Annotated in this window: 12 protein-coding genes, 1 pseudogene and 1 other annotated feature; of the genes and pseudogenes, 11 read left to right on the forward strand and 2 right to left on the reverse strand. The window is 39.6% G+C overall.

Annotated elements, in window-relative coordinates; translation table 11 throughout:
• Nucleotides 1-91 precede the first annotated feature (91 nt).
• The 3 genes from OC529_RS11010 to rplL all read left to right on the forward strand — a co-directional run bounded on the left by OC529_RS11010 (nucleotide 92) and on the right by rplL (nucleotide 2,545).
• Complete coding sequence (locus OC529_RS11010) at nucleotides 92-1,351, forward strand: TRZ/ATZ family protein (RefSeq protein ID WP_262082183.1); 1,260 nt, start codon at nucleotides 92-94, stop codon at nucleotides 1,349-1,351.
• Nucleotides 1,352-1,427: 76 nt separating this feature from the next.
• Nucleotides 1,428-1,563, forward strand: a sequence feature (ribosomal protein L10 leader region).
• 38 nt (nucleotides 1,564-1,601) lie between these two features.
• A complete protein-coding gene (rplJ, locus tag OC529_RS11015) occupies nucleotides 1,602-2,102 on the forward strand; it encodes a 50S ribosomal protein L10 (RefSeq protein WP_054380833.1) in 501 nt (166 codons plus the stop codon).
• A 74-nt stretch (nucleotides 2,103-2,176) separates the two neighbouring features.
• Nucleotides 2,177-2,545, forward strand: coding sequence for a 50S ribosomal protein L7/L12 (gene rplL / locus OC529_RS11020; protein WP_049541306.1), 369 nt, complete (start codon nucleotides 2,177-2,179; stop codon nucleotides 2,543-2,545).
• Between the two features lie 441 nt (nucleotides 2,546-2,986).
• Here rplL and gdhA read toward each other — a convergent pair whose 3' ends face one another.
• Nucleotides 2,987-4,333: an NADP-specific glutamate dehydrogenase gene (gene gdhA / locus OC529_RS11025; RefSeq protein ID WP_000199543.1), complete on the reverse strand. Its 1,347-nt coding sequence runs from the start codon at nucleotides 4,331-4,333 to the stop codon at nucleotides 2,987-2,989.
• A gap of 215 nt (nucleotides 4,334-4,548) precedes the next feature.
• Here gdhA and OC529_RS11030 point away from each other — a divergent pair, with 215 nt between their 5' ends.
• Together OC529_RS11030 and OC529_RS11040 are read left to right on the forward strand one after the other, a co-directional pair.
• On the forward strand, nucleotides 4,549-5,715 hold the full coding sequence (locus OC529_RS11030; RefSeq protein ID WP_262081817.1) for an IS30 family transposase: 1,167 nt from the start codon (nucleotides 4,549-4,551) through the stop codon (nucleotides 5,713-5,715).
• 593 nt (nucleotides 5,716-6,308) lie between these two features.
• Nucleotides 6,309-6,804: pseudogene (locus tag OC529_RS11040) on the forward strand (transposase); the annotation flags it as partial.
• A gap of 164 nt (nucleotides 6,805-6,968) precedes the next feature.
• Here OC529_RS11040 and OC529_RS11045 read toward each other — a convergent pair.
• A complete protein-coding gene (locus tag OC529_RS11045; RefSeq protein ID WP_262082184.1) occupies nucleotides 6,969-8,180 on the reverse strand; it encodes an N-acetylmuramoyl-L-alanine amidase family protein in 1,212 nt (403 codons plus the stop codon).
• A gap of 249 nt (nucleotides 8,181-8,429) precedes the next feature.
• Between OC529_RS11045 and OC529_RS11050 the strand changes: the two genes are divergently transcribed.
• From OC529_RS11050 to tatA, 6 genes are all read left to right on the forward strand, one after another.
• Nucleotides 8,430-9,827 (forward strand): N-acetylmuramoyl-L-alanine amidase, encoded by a 1,398-nt coding sequence (locus OC529_RS11050; RefSeq protein WP_262082185.1) that lies wholly within the window; start codon nucleotides 8,430-8,432, stop codon nucleotides 9,825-9,827.
• Between the two features lie 273 nt (nucleotides 9,828-10,100).
• Complete coding sequence (efeO, locus tag OC529_RS11055) at nucleotides 10,101-10,973, forward strand: iron uptake system protein EfeO (RefSeq protein WP_173307314.1); 873 nt, start codon at nucleotides 10,101-10,103, stop codon at nucleotides 10,971-10,973.
• 5 nt (nucleotides 10,974-10,978) lie between these two features.
• The gene (gene efeB, locus OC529_RS11060) at nucleotides 10,979-12,193 is read left to right on the forward strand and encodes an iron uptake transporter deferrochelatase/peroxidase subunit (RefSeq protein WP_173307315.1); all 1,215 of its coding nucleotides are present in this window, start codon (nucleotides 10,979-10,981) and stop codon (nucleotides 12,191-12,193) included.
• Nucleotides 12,168-13,856: an FTR1 family protein gene (locus OC529_RS11065; protein WP_262082186.1), complete on the forward strand. Its 1,689-nt coding sequence runs from the start codon at nucleotides 12,168-12,170 to the stop codon at nucleotides 13,854-13,856. The genes efeB and OC529_RS11065 overlap by 26 nt, the downstream gene beginning before the upstream one ends.
• On the forward strand, nucleotides 13,857-14,588 hold the full coding sequence (gene tatC / locus OC529_RS11070) for a twin-arginine translocase subunit TatC (RefSeq protein ID WP_173307317.1): 732 nt from the start codon (nucleotides 13,857-13,859) through the stop codon (nucleotides 14,586-14,588). It begins immediately after the preceding gene.
• Nucleotides 14,572-14,742 (forward strand): twin-arginine translocase TatA/TatE family subunit, encoded by a 171-nt coding sequence (tatA, locus tag OC529_RS11075; RefSeq protein ID WP_173307318.1) that lies wholly within the window; start codon nucleotides 14,572-14,574, stop codon nucleotides 14,740-14,742. The genes tatC and tatA overlap by 17 nt, the downstream gene beginning before the upstream one ends.
• Nucleotides 14,743-14,757 lie beyond the last annotated feature (15 nt).

The raw sequence follows: 14,757 nt of genomic DNA on the forward strand, positions 1-14,757 counted from the left end.
GAACGAAAAAAGTTGCCTTCGGGTGACTTTTTTGTTACAATAGCTAGAAAAATTATTCACTGTAAATTATTTTTTAGAAAAGGAGCCTAGTATGAAAGTCTACCAGCATGTAAATATCGTGACTTGTGACCAAAATTTCCATGTTTATTTGGATGGAATCTTAGCAGTTAAGGATTCTCAAATCGTCTATGTCGGTCAAGAGAAGCCAGAGATTTTAGATCAAGCTGAGCAGATTATAGACTATCAGGGAGCCTGGATTATGCCTGGGTTGGTCAATTGCCACACCCATTCTGCTATGACAGGATTGAGAGGAATTCGAGATGATAGCAATCTCCATGAATGGCTCAATGACTATATTTGGCCTGCAGAAGCTGAGTTTACTCCCGACATGACTACCAAGGCGGTCAAAGAAGCTCTGACAGAGATGCTCCAGTCGGGAACAACAACCTTTAACGATATGTATAATCCCAATGGTGTAGATATTGAGCAGATTTACCAGGCAGTGAAATCTTCCAAGATGCGTTGTTATTTTTCTCCTACTCTTTTTTCTTCTGAGGCGGAGACAACTGCTGAGACCATTGCTAGAACTCGAGCAATCATTGAAGAAATTATTGGATATAAAAATCCAAATTTCAAGGTGATGGTGTCCCCACATTCTCCCTACAGCTGTAGTAAAGATTTGCTACAAGCGAGTTTAGACATGGCAAAAGAACTGGGTATTTCCATCCATATCCATGTAGCAGAGACCAAGGAGGAGTCAGGCATTCTCCTGAAACGCTACGGCAAACGCCCCCTTGCTTTTCTAGAAGAACTGGGTTACTTAGATCATCCGTCTGTCTTTGCTCACGGGGTCGAATTAAAGGAGCGAGAAATTGAACGCTTGGCAACTTCTCAAGTGTCTATTGCCCACAATCCTATCAGTAACCTCAAATTGGCATCAGGTATTGCTCCCATCATCCAACTGCAAAAAGCAGGAATAGCAGTAGGAATTGCGACTGACTCGGTCGCTTCTAATAATAATTTAGACATGTTTGAGGAAGGACGGACCGCCGCTCTCCTACAGAAAATGAAGAGTGGAGATGCTAGCCAATTCCCAATCGAAATAGCCCTTAAGGCACTGACAATCGAAGGGGCTAAGGTTCTAGGGATGGAAAATCAGATAGGAAGCCTAGAAGTAGGTAAACAGGCAGATTTTCTCGTCATTCAACCACAAGGGAAAATTCATCTCCAACCTCAGGAAAACATGCTTTCTCATCTCGTCTATGCTGTTAAATCCAGTGATGTAGATGATGTCTATATTGCTGGAGAACAGGTTGTTAAGCAAGGTCAAGTCCTGACAGTAGAACTTTAAAAGAAAAATAACGAAAAAAATTTAAAAAAAGTTTGCAAAAATCTTGCATTCTTTTTTTGACTATGCTATACTTATATACGGTTTGAAAAAACTGCCTAAGACAGTAGGGGAGCTCGACTCATAAGGATCCTACCGAGGACAAAACGTATCATGTAAAAAGAAGCGTATTGTACTTTCGTGTCTAGGTTTGGGCGCGTTTTTCTTTTGGAAAAATTCCCCAAGCAAAATAATTACGGAGGTGAACACACTAATGAGTGAAGCAATTATTGCTAAAAAAGCGGAACTAGTTGACGTAGTAGCTGAAAAAATGAAAGCTGCTGCATCTATCGTCGTTGTAGACGCTCGTGGTTTGACAGTTGAGCAAGATACAGTTCTTCGTCGTGAGCTTCGTGGAAGCGAAGTTGAGTACAAAGTCATTAAAAACTCAATCTTGCGTCGTGCAGCTGAAAAAGCTGGTCTTGAAGAACTTGCATCAGTATTTGTTGGACCATCTGCAGTAGCATTTTCTAACGAAGATGTTATCGCACCAGCGAAAATCTTGAACGACTTTTCTAAAAACGCTGAAGCACTTGAAATCAAAGGTGGTGCAATCGAAGGCGCTGTCGCATCTAAAGAAGAGATTCTTGCTCTTGCAACTCTTCCAAATCGCGAAGGACTTCTTTCTATGCTCCTTTCTGTACTTCAAGCGCCAGTGCGCAACGTTGCTCTTGCAGTCAAAGCGGTTGCAGAAAGCAAAGAAGACGCAGCTTAATCTTAAGCTACGCAGCGTAGCTTAGCTACGAAAAATCTATTATAAATTTAAAAACATATTTGGAGGAAATAACAATGGCATTGAACATTGAAAACATTATTGCTGAAATTAAAGAAGCTTCAATCCTTGAATTGAACGACCTTGTAAAAGCTATCGAAGAAGAATTTGGTGTAACTGCAGCTGCTCCTGTAGCTGTTGCTGCGGTTGGTGCTGCTGACGCTGGTGCTGCTAAAGATTCATTCGACGTTGAATTGACATCTGCAGGCGACAAAAAAGTTGGCGTTATCAAAGTTGTACGTGAAATCACAGGTCTTGGTCTTAAAGAAGCTAAAGAACTTGTTGACGGTGCACCAGCACTTGTTAAAGAAGGCGTTGCAACTGCAGAAGCTGAAGAAATCAAAGCTAAATTGGAAGAAGCTGGAGCTTCAGTTACTCTTAAATAATAGAGCGACTACATTAGTAGCTTAAAAACATGATTAAACCGTTATTCTTAGGAGTAGCGGTTTTTCTTTTTGTATAAAAAAGTTGGCGAGTAAGTAATACTCAATAAAAATCAAAGAGCAAACTAGGAAGCTAGCCGCAGGCTGCTCAAAACACTGTTTTGAGGTTGTGGATAGAGCTGACGAAGTCAGTATCATATACATACGGTAAGGCGACGCTGACGTGGTTTGAAGAGATTTTCGAAGAGTATAAAATAGATTGAATTTAGAATAGTCCACCGAGTTTTATAAAACATTGTTAGAAATTGGTTTGAATTCCGAAATCAATTTGTTTGGTTTTTATTTCATTTCATTTAATTAAATGAAATGAAATTAGAATTTTCCAACTGTTTAACTCAACTAAAAATCCCCAATCAGAGCGATTGAGGATTGAGAAAATAAATCTTAAACAATACCTTGTGCAATCATAGCATTTGCTACATTTTCAAAGGCAGCAATGTTTGCTCCTGCAAGGTAGTCTTTATCAAGACCGTATGTTTCTGAAGTTGTTTTAGCTGTGTTGAAGATGTTTGTCATGATGTCTTTGAGACGTCCATCAACTTCTTCACGAGTCCATGAGAGGCGAAGACTATTTTGGCTCATTTCAAGTGCTGAAACGGCTACACCACCAGCGTTGGCAGCTTTTGCAGGTCCGTAGAAGATACCATTTTCTTTGTAGACTTTGATGGCATCAAGGTCGCTTGGCATGTTGGCACCTTCAGATACACAGATAACGCCTTGAGCAACCAAACGTTTAGCTGCTTCACCGTTGATTTCGTTTTGAGTCGCACATGGAAGCGCAATGTCATAGTTTCCAGCGTAAGTCCATACAGAACCTTCATGATAAGTAGCAGTTGCTTTTTCAGCAGCATACTCAGTCAAACGAGCGCGACGTTTTTCTTTAACGTCAACCAAAAGATCGAAGTCGATACCATTTTCATCGATGACATAGCCGTTTGAGTCAGATACAGAGATAACAGTTGCACCAAGTTCAGTCGCTTTTTGAAGAGCGTATTGAGCTACGTTACCAGAACCTGAAATAACCACTTTCTTACCAGCAAAGCTGTTACCGTTAGCTTTGAGCATTTCTTCAGTGTAGTAAACCAAACCGTAACCAGTTGCTTCTGGACGAATCAAGCTACCACCAAATCCAAGAGGTTTACCAGTCAAGACACCAGCATCAAATTGGTTAAGGCGTTTGTATTGACCGTAAAGGTAACCAATCTCACGTCCACCAACACCGATATCACCAGCAGGTACATCAAGTGATGGCCCAATGTATTTTTGCAATTCAGTCATGAAGCTTTGGCAGAAGCGCATCACTTCAGCATCTGTTTTACCTTTAGGATCGAAGTCTGATCCACCTTTACCTCCACCGATAGGAAGTCCAGTCAAGACATTTTTAAAGATTTGTTCAAATCCGAGGAATTTCAAGATCCCTTGGTTTACAGTTGGATGGAAACGAAGTCCGCCTTTGTATGGTCCAACAGCTGAGTTGAATTGAACACGGTAGCCACGGTTTACTTGAACTTTTCCATCACGGTCAACCCAAGGAACACGGAAAGAAATCACGCGCTCAGGCTCAGTAATACGTGCCAAGATATTTTCTTCGATATACTCAGGGTGTTTTTCAAATACAGGTTCTAAAGTGTTGAAAAATTCTTCAACAGCTTGGAGGAATTCAGCCTCGTGCCCGTTACGAGCTTTTACAGTTTCAAACACGCTTTGGATATATTCTTTAGCAGATGTCATATCGTTCTCCTTTTATTGTCATATTTTATTACATGAGCTATTATAGCAGAATTTTTTTAAACTGTAAAGAGAAAAGCAAAAATTTTCTAAAAATTCTTTCAATGCTAACTTCTCAAAGTAACTTCCACTTGCCTATCCAAAGTGGAAGTTAGTCTAAAACGGATTTTTATGGTGGAATTAAGTGTGAGACGTTTGAGTTAGAAATGAGGTCTACTATGACAAAACATAAACATCTTACCCTTTCAGACCGTAATGATATCCAACTGGGCTTAGAGCGCGGTGAAACCTTCAAAGCGATCGGGCAACTTATTCTAAAAGACCCGACTACTGTTTCCAAAGAAGTCAAACGAAACAGACAAGTCCGAGAGTCTACAGGCCATAACCTTCCTTGCCCTCTACTCGACAAGGCTCCCTTTGTCTGTAACGGCTGTCCTAAAAGAAGACAAAATTGTGGATTTAAAAAAATCTTCTACCTCGCTAAACAAGCTCAAAAACAATACGAACAAACTCTTGTAGAAGCTCGTGAAGGAACTCCCCTCAATTCTAAGACCTTCTGGGACATGGACAAAGTCATTTCTGATGGTGTTAAAAAGGGACAACACATCTATCATATCCTCAAAACTCACAATCTTGATGTCAGCTCCTCAACTGTCTATCGACACATCCGAAAAGGTTACCTGTCTATCGCTCCTATTGACCTAACCAGAGCCGTTAAATTTAAAGAACGAAGAAAAAGTAAGCTACCTCCCATCCCTAAAGAAGCTAAAAAAGGCCGTTCCTATGAGGATTTCCTAAATTATTTAACCCTTAATCAACTAGACTCTTGGCTAGAAATGGATACCGTTATGGGCAGAATGGGAGGTAAAGTCCTACTCACCTTCAATCTATCTTTCTGTAACTGTATCTTCGCTAGACTGCTGGATAATAAAACTGCCCTTGAGGTTACCAAACACCTCTATGACATCAAGAACACTCTTCACCAAGCTGACAAAGATTTCTTCCAACTCTTCCCTGTCATTCTTACCGATAATGGTGGAGAGTTTGCAAGGGTTGATGACATCGAAATGGATGTGCGAGGAGAGAGTAAACTCTTCTTTTGTGACCCTAATCGCTCTGACCAGAAAGGGAGAATCGAGAAAAATCACACCTTGATTCGCGACATCCTAACAAAGGGAATTTCCTTTGACAACTTAACTCAAGAGGACATCAATCTCGTCTGCTCTCATGTCAACAGCGTCAAACGTGCTGCTTTGAATGGAAAGTCAGCTTATGAACTCTTTGCCTTTACTTATGGAGAAGAAATTCCTAAGCTTCTCGGCATTTCTAAAATACCTGCAGAAGACGTCTGTCAGTCGTCTACATTACTCCAACATAAGTTCTAAAAACTAACCTAAAACCCTATTCAAACGTCTCACACTAACTTCCACCATAGCGGAACTTAATCTGAAACGCTTTCAGATGAGGGGATTTTGTGCGCTCTTTTTTTCGATTCCTTTCGGCTACAAAAACAATAAAATCAAGCATATTTAAAACCAGTGGAACTTACCCTGACACGGATTTCCACTGGTTTTTAGGATTTTTATCAGACTAACTTCCACTTGGATTAGCGGTGGAACTTAGTTTGGGAATTTACCAAATTCTTTCAATTTAGTTTTAAGACTTTTTGAAAATAGACAAAAAACGAACCTTTTTCTTGTAAATATCTTTCTCAAAGAGAAAATCTGAAAATATGCTATAAGAAAAGAAAATGTTTAGCAATTCAGAAATCACTTGTTAATTTATCCATGATATGTTAGATTTGCCAGCAAAACTATGACCATTTTGGAGGAAAGAAATATTTACATCTCCTTATTCAGGGCAGGATTTTCTATACAAGTATAGATGTCTTGCTGGAGTTGGATCATGGAACCCAAGCGGTTATTGAGATTTAGAACTATCATCAGAATTTTTTCATTAGACTTGTTCGGTAACCATAAAGTACTATACTATCTATGAACAAGACCCAGAAAAAGTAGCCTTATTTCTTAAAAAATTTAATAATTTAAAGCACCTAGCACCTGTTTATATTGATGAAACAGGATTCGATACTTATTTTTATCCAGAATATGGTCTCTCATTAAAAGGTCAGTTAATAAGAGGTAAAGTATCTGGAAGAAGATATCAGAGGATTTTCTTTGGTTGCAGGGTTAACAAATGAATGGTGAGTTAATCGCTCCAATGACCTACGAAGAGACGATGACGAACGACTTTTTTGAAGCTTGGTTTCAGAAGTTTCTCTTACCAACATTAAATACACCATCAGTTATTATTATTATTATTATGGATAATGCAAGATTCCATAGAATGGGGAAGCTAGAACTTTTATGTGAAGAGTTTGGGCATAAATTTTTACCTCTTCCTCTCTACTCACCTGAGTACAATCCTATTGAAAAACATGGGCTCATATCAAAAAGCACCTCAAAAAGGTATGAGCAACTTGCAGTACTTTTTACGAGGTGCTTTTGTCTTGTTCTTGTTTCAGTTTGTTATAAACGTCTAAGATAAGAGCTATACTAGGTAAATAAAAATCTCTATACTATCTGAAAGTGAAGATTACTCACTGTGAGATAGTATAGAGTCTTTTTGGTGTGTTAAATTATCCTACCCATTCCCCATTGTAATTAACACGGTAACCGTCAGGTGTAGTCGTATTGATTGCGAGTGCACCTGAATTATAGGCATAGTACCATTTGCCAGATACTTTCATCCAGCCTGTTTTCATAGCACCTGAATCTTGAAGGTAGTACCAGCTACCATTATCTTTGAGCCAACCAGTCTTCATAGCGCCTGAACCGTCGAGATAGTACCAGCTACCGTCTTTCACCCAGCCTGTTTGCATCCAGCCAGAGTTGTCAAAGCGATACCAAGTTCTATTTATTTTTTCCCATCCATTACTCGTGTATGAGCCGTCATTGTGTTTAAACCACCAACGTCCGTTTGATTGAATCCAACTTCCGAAGTATTGGGAATGATTGAACCCATTTTTCTGACTTGAATTTGTATTTTCATTTTTGGTTTTATGAGTTCCGATAGCCTTTAAGTCTTTGTCAAAAAGATTCGCCTTAGTTGCAAATGTTTGAGTCTGAGAAGAATTTGCTTCTGTATATTGAATGGCCTTTCCATAACCACCAGCTAATTCTTCAGAGCCACCAGATGCTGTTCCGAAACTTTGTGCAACGGTAATCCATCCATTTTGAGTGACAGGGTTTTCAAAGGCTGCAAGCCCCATATAGGTCAGCTTTGGATCAATTAAGGATTTATAGTGTCCAGTTTGACCTGTAACACTGACACCACTACGAGATTTAACATAATCGGCTTTTTCATCATACCATTGCTGGATGGCCTTCATAAATCCATTGTAGTTCCAAGCCAAATTTTCTGAAAGGGAGAAATTTCCTGAAGGCCAAGCGCTCCAAATGTCCTTACTAGACAAGCGTGTGTGATCAATGGTGATCGAAGCTTCTGCTGCACGAACAAAGGCTGTTTTCTCTAGGGCCGTTGACCATTTGATGGGAACATAGCTAGTAACTAGACCTTCATCTGCAGCCTCTTTTCGAATAGAGTTGATACGATCTAAGATTGCTTGTTTATCTGGCGTTAAGAAAGTCCCTTCAATCCCAACTAGAGTAGTACCAGCAGAAGTACTAGTGACCTCAGAGTTTAAGATATGGTAGGATTGACCATTGATTTCTTGAGTGGAAACCAGCCTATCATTAGCAGCAACGGATTGTGGTGCAAGACTTCCAGCTCCTAACAATGAAAGTGCTAGAACTGTAGCAAGTGTAAAGGCTTTAGCTTTTTGGTTCATTTTATCTCCTCCTATTTTTATTATAACATCTCCCTTGTACATAGTAAATCCAAATATAAAGTAGAAACCAGATACACAGATTTTACTTTTTTCAGTGACATAAAAAATAAGATGTATTAGCAGTTTTTGTCATATTTGATTGCATTTAGTGTATAATATAAAGAGAAAGTTATAATAAAAACTCCTTCATCAAGGAAGTCAAATAACTCAATAACACAGGGATTCCATTTCCCTAGAAAGGTTAAATAAATGAAATCATATAAGAAATTTACGATTCTTGCTCTGACTCTTCTTGGATTCACTAGCCAAACAGTTTTAGCTAATGATACTAGTCATCCTACGAATAACTCTATCGGTGGTTCAACTACTAGCTCTGCAAGTCCTTTTCAAGTAGCTACAGAAAATCAGCCAACGACTCCTAGTTCGAGTAAGCAGGAGACAAAGCCAACTCTTCCTACTGAGTCTAAGCTACAAACTGGTTGGGTAAAAGAAGACGGGAAGTGGACTTATTATAGTCAAACAGGTGTCAAATTTACAGATACTCTTTATGAGGGCTACCTATTTGATAAGGATGGTTACTTACTTGAAAATAGCTGGTATCAGATGGCTAACAAGTGGTACTACGCCAATGGCTCAGGAAAATATCTGTCTAACCAATGGAGTCAAATCAATGGTAAATGGTATGCATTTGATCAAAATGGTGTCATGATGGCTAATACCTGGAAGGGAAATTATTACCTGAAATCCAGTGGGGCTATGGCAGATAAAGAATGGGTGTACGATCCTAACTACTCTAGCTGGTTTTATCTTAAGCCAGGCGGACACTATGCTGAACAGCAATGGGTTGGCTCTTACTATCTAAAATCTGATGGCTACATGGCTCACAAAGAGTGGCTTTATGATCAAGATTATAAAGCATGGTATTATCTTAAAGAAGATGGCGTTTATGTCACTGGAACTTATACTATTGATGGAAGTAGTCATTTTTTCAAAGATAATGGTAAATGGGTGCAAGAACTTCCAAAAGGATTTGAAAAGGGGCGCTATACTAAAACTATCTTCCTAGATCCTGGGCATGGTGGACGTGATTCGGGCGCTTACTATTATGGAATAGCTGAAAAAGATTTGAATCTACAGGTCTCTCGTAAATTACGGAAACGTTTAGAAGAACTTGGCTATACAGTTCTAACATCTCGTGATAGTGATGTGGATGTTGACTTTGTGACGGAGCGTTCTCGTATGGTAAATAAGACGAATGCAGACTTCTTTATTAGTATTCATTTTAACGCTACTGGGAATGACACAACACTGAATCTGGGAATACAGACTTATTCTTATAAGGAAGATGCAGGTTACCCGAGCAAGATTAACCAGTACTGGCACAATAATCCAGACCGAATGAGTGAAAGTAATCGTTTGGCAGCTGACCTTCACTCCTCTCTCTTGACCGAGACAGGTGCTAGAGATGCTGGGCTTCTGCAAGCCACCTTCGCTGTTCTTCGTGAGACTGCGAAACCTGCTGTGTTATTGGAGTTGGGTTATATGGATAATCCAGAAGAAAACCAACGAATCCGTAGTGATCAATACCAAGATAAGTTAGTTGAAGGCATTATTAAAGGAATTCAAAAATATTACGCTGGAAATTAAGAATTACATCAAACTAAGCTTTGGAGATTGTCCTAGGCTTAGTTTTTTACATTTGTAATGCTATTCATAACATTAAATTTTCTGAAAATTTATTGAAAAATTAGTGAAAACATGGTATAATGAAACGTAATACTCAATAAAAATCAAAGAGCAAACTAGAAAGCTAGGCGCAGGCAGTACTTGAGTACGACAAGCCGACGCTGACGTGGTTTGAATTTGATTTTTGAAGAGTATAAAATTAATTCAGGTTTCCTGAACCACTAGGAGTATACAATGAAAAAACTAGGTTTTGTCCTTTTATCTTCAGCCTTGCTATTGACAGCTTGTGCTGTTAGGTTTGAAAAATCAGCAGATACAACCGATTCATCTAAGGTGACAGCCTTGTCTGAAGACAAGCAAAAAATGCTTGATAAGGCCACTGCTGACTATAAGACTTTTGTGCAAGAGCAAATCGATAAACTCTTGACAGATACGGAAGGCTTTGTCAAACTTTTGAAAGAAGGTAAGTTAGAAGAAGCTAAGAAGGTCTATCCACTGATTCGTATGTCTTATGAGCGTTCAGAACCGATTGCCGAGAGTTTTGGTGAGTCAGATGTCAAGATTGACTTCCGTTTAGCAGACTACATGGATGAAAACAAGACAGAGGAAGGCTGGTCAGGTTTCCACCGTATTGAGCGTATTCTTTGGGAAGACAATACAACTAAAGGGACTGAAAGCTATGGCGATCAGTTGGTCAATGATATCAAGGAATTGAAAGCTAAGATTGCAACTGTTGATGTGGACTACAAGGTTATGCTGACTGGGGCAGTTGACTTGCTTAACGAAGTGGCAACAAGCAAGATTACAGGGGAAGAGGAAATTTATTCTCATACAGACTTGTATGACTTCCGTGCCAATATTGAGGGTGCTGAGAAGATTTTCCAACTCTTTAAACCTTTACTTGAAAAATCAGATGCTAACCTAGTTAAAGAATTGGAAGCAGACTTCAAGTCTGTCAATAGTTTGTTGGATAAACACATGACAGATAAGGAACACTACAAACTCTATACTGATTTGACAAAAGAAGATACCAAAGAATTGTCAGAAGCTGTGACAAAACTTGGTGAACCTCTGTCACAAATGGGTAAATTTCTTAGTGGAGAATAAGAGTCATGACTGAAAAAGACGAAAAGTTTTTTGAGAAGAAAATGGACCGTCGAGAATTTCTAAAAAAAGCAGGGATTGGAGGGGCTGGTTTAGCGCTAGGACTCTCTGGTGCTTCTGCTTTTTTCGCACCTAAGCTAGGAAGTCAGGAAAAAATCTCGTACGGAAATGAAAAAATTGCTTTTTATGGCAAGCATCAAGCAGGGATTAGTACGCCCATGCAAAAGAATATCTATTTTGTCGTTTTGGACTTGCATACGACGGATAGAGATAAGATTATCCAACTATTCAAGGATTGGACGGATTATAGTGCTAAGTTGGTTGAGGGGGAATTGGTCAAAAAAGATGGACAGAATGCTCTCTTACCTCCTAGCGATACTGGGGAGACAGTCGGGCTTAACCCGCATCGCTTGACTCTGACTTTTGGTGTGTCTGCCAGTTTCTTGAAAAAGATGAACTTGGAAAACAAGCGTCCTCAAGTGTTTAGGGATTTGCCGCCTTTTCCTAAGGAGCAATTGCGTGAAAAATATACTGGTGGGGATATTGTCATCCAGGCCTGTGCAGATGATGAGCAGGTTGCCTTTCATGCTATTCGAAATCTCATTCGTAAGGGGAGAAATGCAGTGACCCTTCGTTGGAGTCAGTCTGGTTTTGCTGCCATCGGAGATCGAATGGAGACTCCGCGTAACCTCTTTGGTTTTAAAGATGGGACAGCAAATCCAACCAAGGAGCAAGACTTTGACCGTGTTATCTGGGCTGATAGTAAGGACTGGATGGAACATGGTTCTTATATGGCAGTCCGTCGGATTCAAATGTTTTTAGAGACCTGGGATCGCACTAGTCTCGAAGAACAAGAAAATACATTTGGCCGTTATAAGGAAAGTGGTGCCCCCTTTGGTAAGAAGAATGAGTTTGATGAAGTGGATTTGAGTCTTTTGCCTGATGATTCGCATGTTCGTTTGGCCAAAGAAGTGGATAAGCCACTTTTACGTCGTTCTTATTCTTACTCAGATGGGATTGATGAAAAGACTGGCCAGTTTGATACAGGCTTGCTCTTCATTTCTTTCCAGAAGGATCCTGATAACTTTGTCAAGGTTCAAACCAATCTAGGTGCTACTGATAAGATGAATGAATACATCACTCACATCGGTAGTGGACTCTTTGCTTGCTTTGGTGGTGTGGAGAAAGGAGGCTACGTTGGTCAGAAATTATTGGAAGGCTAAAAGCTGGTTACTAGTTTTAGCTTTGTCATTTTTAATTCTTTCCCCAGCAGGTGCCCAAGAAAGCTTGAGTTCTTACTTTGTGAAAATCACAGATGCTTCTAAAGCGGTCAAAAATGGGAATCAATCTGAGGCTCAGAAACTTGTTCAAGAGATGGCATCAGACTTCGAAAGAGTAGAAGACAGCAGTTCTGAGGCTGGTAAGGTTGTTAAGAAAAAGTTAGCTCTATCTGGAGAGATTACTGAAGATAAACTCACCGAAATTTCTTCAGCCTTATTAGCCTTTGAAAAAGAACAAAATCCTATTGACCTAGATGCGGAAAAGGAAAAATTGGTCAACCGCCTAAGTCCTCGTTTTGAAGCTTTGGAACAGGCCATTGCCTCCAAAGATTTGGAAAAGGTTCGTGAAGCCTTTAAGAAAATGAATTCCACTTGGACTATCAATGAAAGTGTGGTTCGTGACAATAGTACAGCCCATTATGGCCGTGTTGAAACAGCTATTTCTTTCTTGCGTAGTAGTATGGAAACCGAGCCTACAGATTTCAACTCCATCCAGACTTCCTTTGAGGACTTAAAAAAGGCTATTGATGATTTTGTGAGTGGAAAAGAAGTTGCAGAAGCATCTTCTGATTTGAGTCTTAAAGATGGTATTGCCCTTTTGAAGAAGGCTTTGGAACAATTCCAAGCTGGTGACCAAGCATTAGGAGTAGCCAGTATGAAGGAATTTATTACCATTTGGCCAACGATTGAGGGTTCTGTTAGCACGACCAATCCTTCCCTCTATACACGAGTGGAAAGTGAAAGTCCTGTGATTATGGTCAAGGGAAGTGAGAAGGAATACCAAGAAAAATTAGAAAAACTGATAGCAGATTTATCACAAATTGATACTAGCGCACGTTACAATGCCTTTGATGCTATGCTGATTCTTCTAAGAGAAGGAGTAGAGGCCCTCTTAATCGTCATGGCCTTGGTGACGACCTTGAAAGCAGCCAAGATGCGAAAAGGGCTCAAGTGGGTTTATGGTGGTTCTATCACTGGAATTATGGCCAGTCTGGTCATTGCTTTCATCCTGCAAATAGCCTTTCCAGCAGTAACATCAGGCTCCAATCGAGAAATCATAGAAGGAGCAGTGGGGATTTTTGCAGTAGCTATGATGATTTTGATTGGAATCTGGCTCCACAGCAAATCCTCAGTCAAAAAATGGAATACCTTTATGGAGTCACAAATGGAAACAGTGACTAAGACAGGATCTTTTATTTCCATGTTTGCTCTCAGTTTTCTAGCTGTTTTCCGTGAGGGAGCAGAAACCATTCTCTTTTATGTTGGGATTTTACCAAGGATTTCTAGCTTTGAATTTGTCTTGGGAATTTCACTTGCCTTACTGGTTCTGATAATTATTGCCCTTGTGATGAACAAGGCCAGTCAATTCTTCCTGCCACATAAGGTCTTCTTTATCCTGACTTGGATGATTTATGCCCTAGCCTTCAAGATGCTGGGGGTTAGTGTCCATGCTCTTCAGTTGACCAATATGGCACCAAATCACCTGCTGACAGACTTTCCAACTATCGACCTACTTGGAATTTATCCAAGTTGGGAGGGTTTGACTAGCCAGCTAATCTTTGTTGTCATTGTCTTGATTGTCACTTTTAGACAGGGTGAAAAATAAATGGATAGAAAAGAATTGACAATCGTTGAACATCTGGTAGAATTTAGAAAGAGATTATTGGCAGTAGTCATTTGTTTCTTTTTGGTATTCTGTGTCTCTCTGCTTTTTGCAGACCAGATTTACCAGTATGTGACCCAATCTTTTCAGCAAAAATTGATTGTTTTAGGGCCCAATGATATTTTATGGATTTACATACGTTTGGCTAGTCTGATGGCCTTTACCGTTACCCTGCCTTACACAATTTATCACATCTGGTCTTTCATTAAACCCGGTTTAAAGAAGGAAGAGGCTAGAGCAGTTTTTGCTTATATTCCAGCTAGTTTCCTTTGTTTTCTAGTTGGACTGGCTTTTGGTTTTTACTTTGTAACACCAGCCTTACTTCAGGTTTTATTAGGGTTGGGAGAGGGATTATTTGAAACGCAGTTAACCGCCCAAAATTATCTGTCCTTTGTTTTTCAAACGACCTTGCCTTTGGCATTGATTTTTGAATTGCCAGTTATCATTGCTTTTTTGACGTCGATTGGACTCATTGGACCAGAATGGTTGATTGCTTATCGCCGATATGCTTATTTTATCTTATTGGTACTTGCAGTCATCTTGACACCAGCTGACTTTGTCAGCGATTTGGCAATGACTGCCCCCTTGATTTTACTCTATGAATTGAGTATAGCTATCAGCAAATATATTATGAAACGAAAGCAGAAAGGAGCGAGAAATGGGAATCTTACGTGATATAGGAGCACCAGGATTGATTATTATCGTTTTAGGAGCTCTCTTGATCTTCGGACCAAAACGATTGCCTGAACTAGGCGAGTCAATCGGTAAAATGCTATCTGAATTTAAAAAAGCAGTTAAAGGAACTGAAAGTCAAGATAAGGAAGACTAAATCTTGTCAGATAAA

The sequence above is a fragment of the Streptococcus sp. Marseille-Q5855 genome (assembly GCF_946901985.1).
Lineage (GTDB): Bacteria > Bacillota > Bacilli > Lactobacillales > Streptococcaceae > Streptococcus.

Coding starts and splice junctions, on each gene's coding strand:
- OC529_RS11050 (WP_262082185.1), top strand. CDS start 8,430: ATGAAATCATATAAGAAATTTACGATTCTTGCTCTGACTCTTCTTGGA.
- OC529_RS11030 (WP_262081817.1), top strand. CDS start 4,549: ATGACAAAACATAAACATCTTACCCTTTCAGACCGTAATGATATCCAA.
- rplL (WP_049541306.1), top strand. CDS start 2,177: ATGGCATTGAACATTGAAAACATTATTGCTGAAATTAAAGAAGCTTCA.
- rplJ (WP_054380833.1), top strand. CDS start 1,602: ATGAGTGAAGCAATTATTGCTAAAAAAGCGGAACTAGTTGACGTAGTA.
- tatA (WP_173307318.1), top strand. CDS start 14,572: ATGGGAATCTTACGTGATATAGGAGCACCAGGATTGATTATTATCGTT.
- efeO (WP_173307314.1), top strand. CDS start 10,101: ATGAAAAAACTAGGTTTTGTCCTTTTATCTTCAGCCTTGCTATTGACA.
- OC529_RS11010 (WP_262082183.1), top strand. CDS start 92: ATGAAAGTCTACCAGCATGTAAATATCGTGACTTGTGACCAAAATTTC.
- gdhA (WP_000199543.1), bottom strand. CDS start 4,333: ATGACATCTGCTAAAGAATATATCCAAAGCGTGTTTGAAACTGTAAAA.
- tatC (WP_173307317.1), top strand. CDS start 13,857: ATGGATAGAAAAGAATTGACAATCGTTGAACATCTGGTAGAATTTAGA.
- efeB (WP_173307315.1), top strand. CDS start 10,979: ATGACTGAAAAAGACGAAAAGTTTTTTGAGAAGAAAATGGACCGTCGA.
- OC529_RS11045 (WP_262082184.1), bottom strand. CDS start 8,180: ATGAACCAAAAAGCTAAAGCCTTTACACTTGCTACAGTTCTAGCACTT.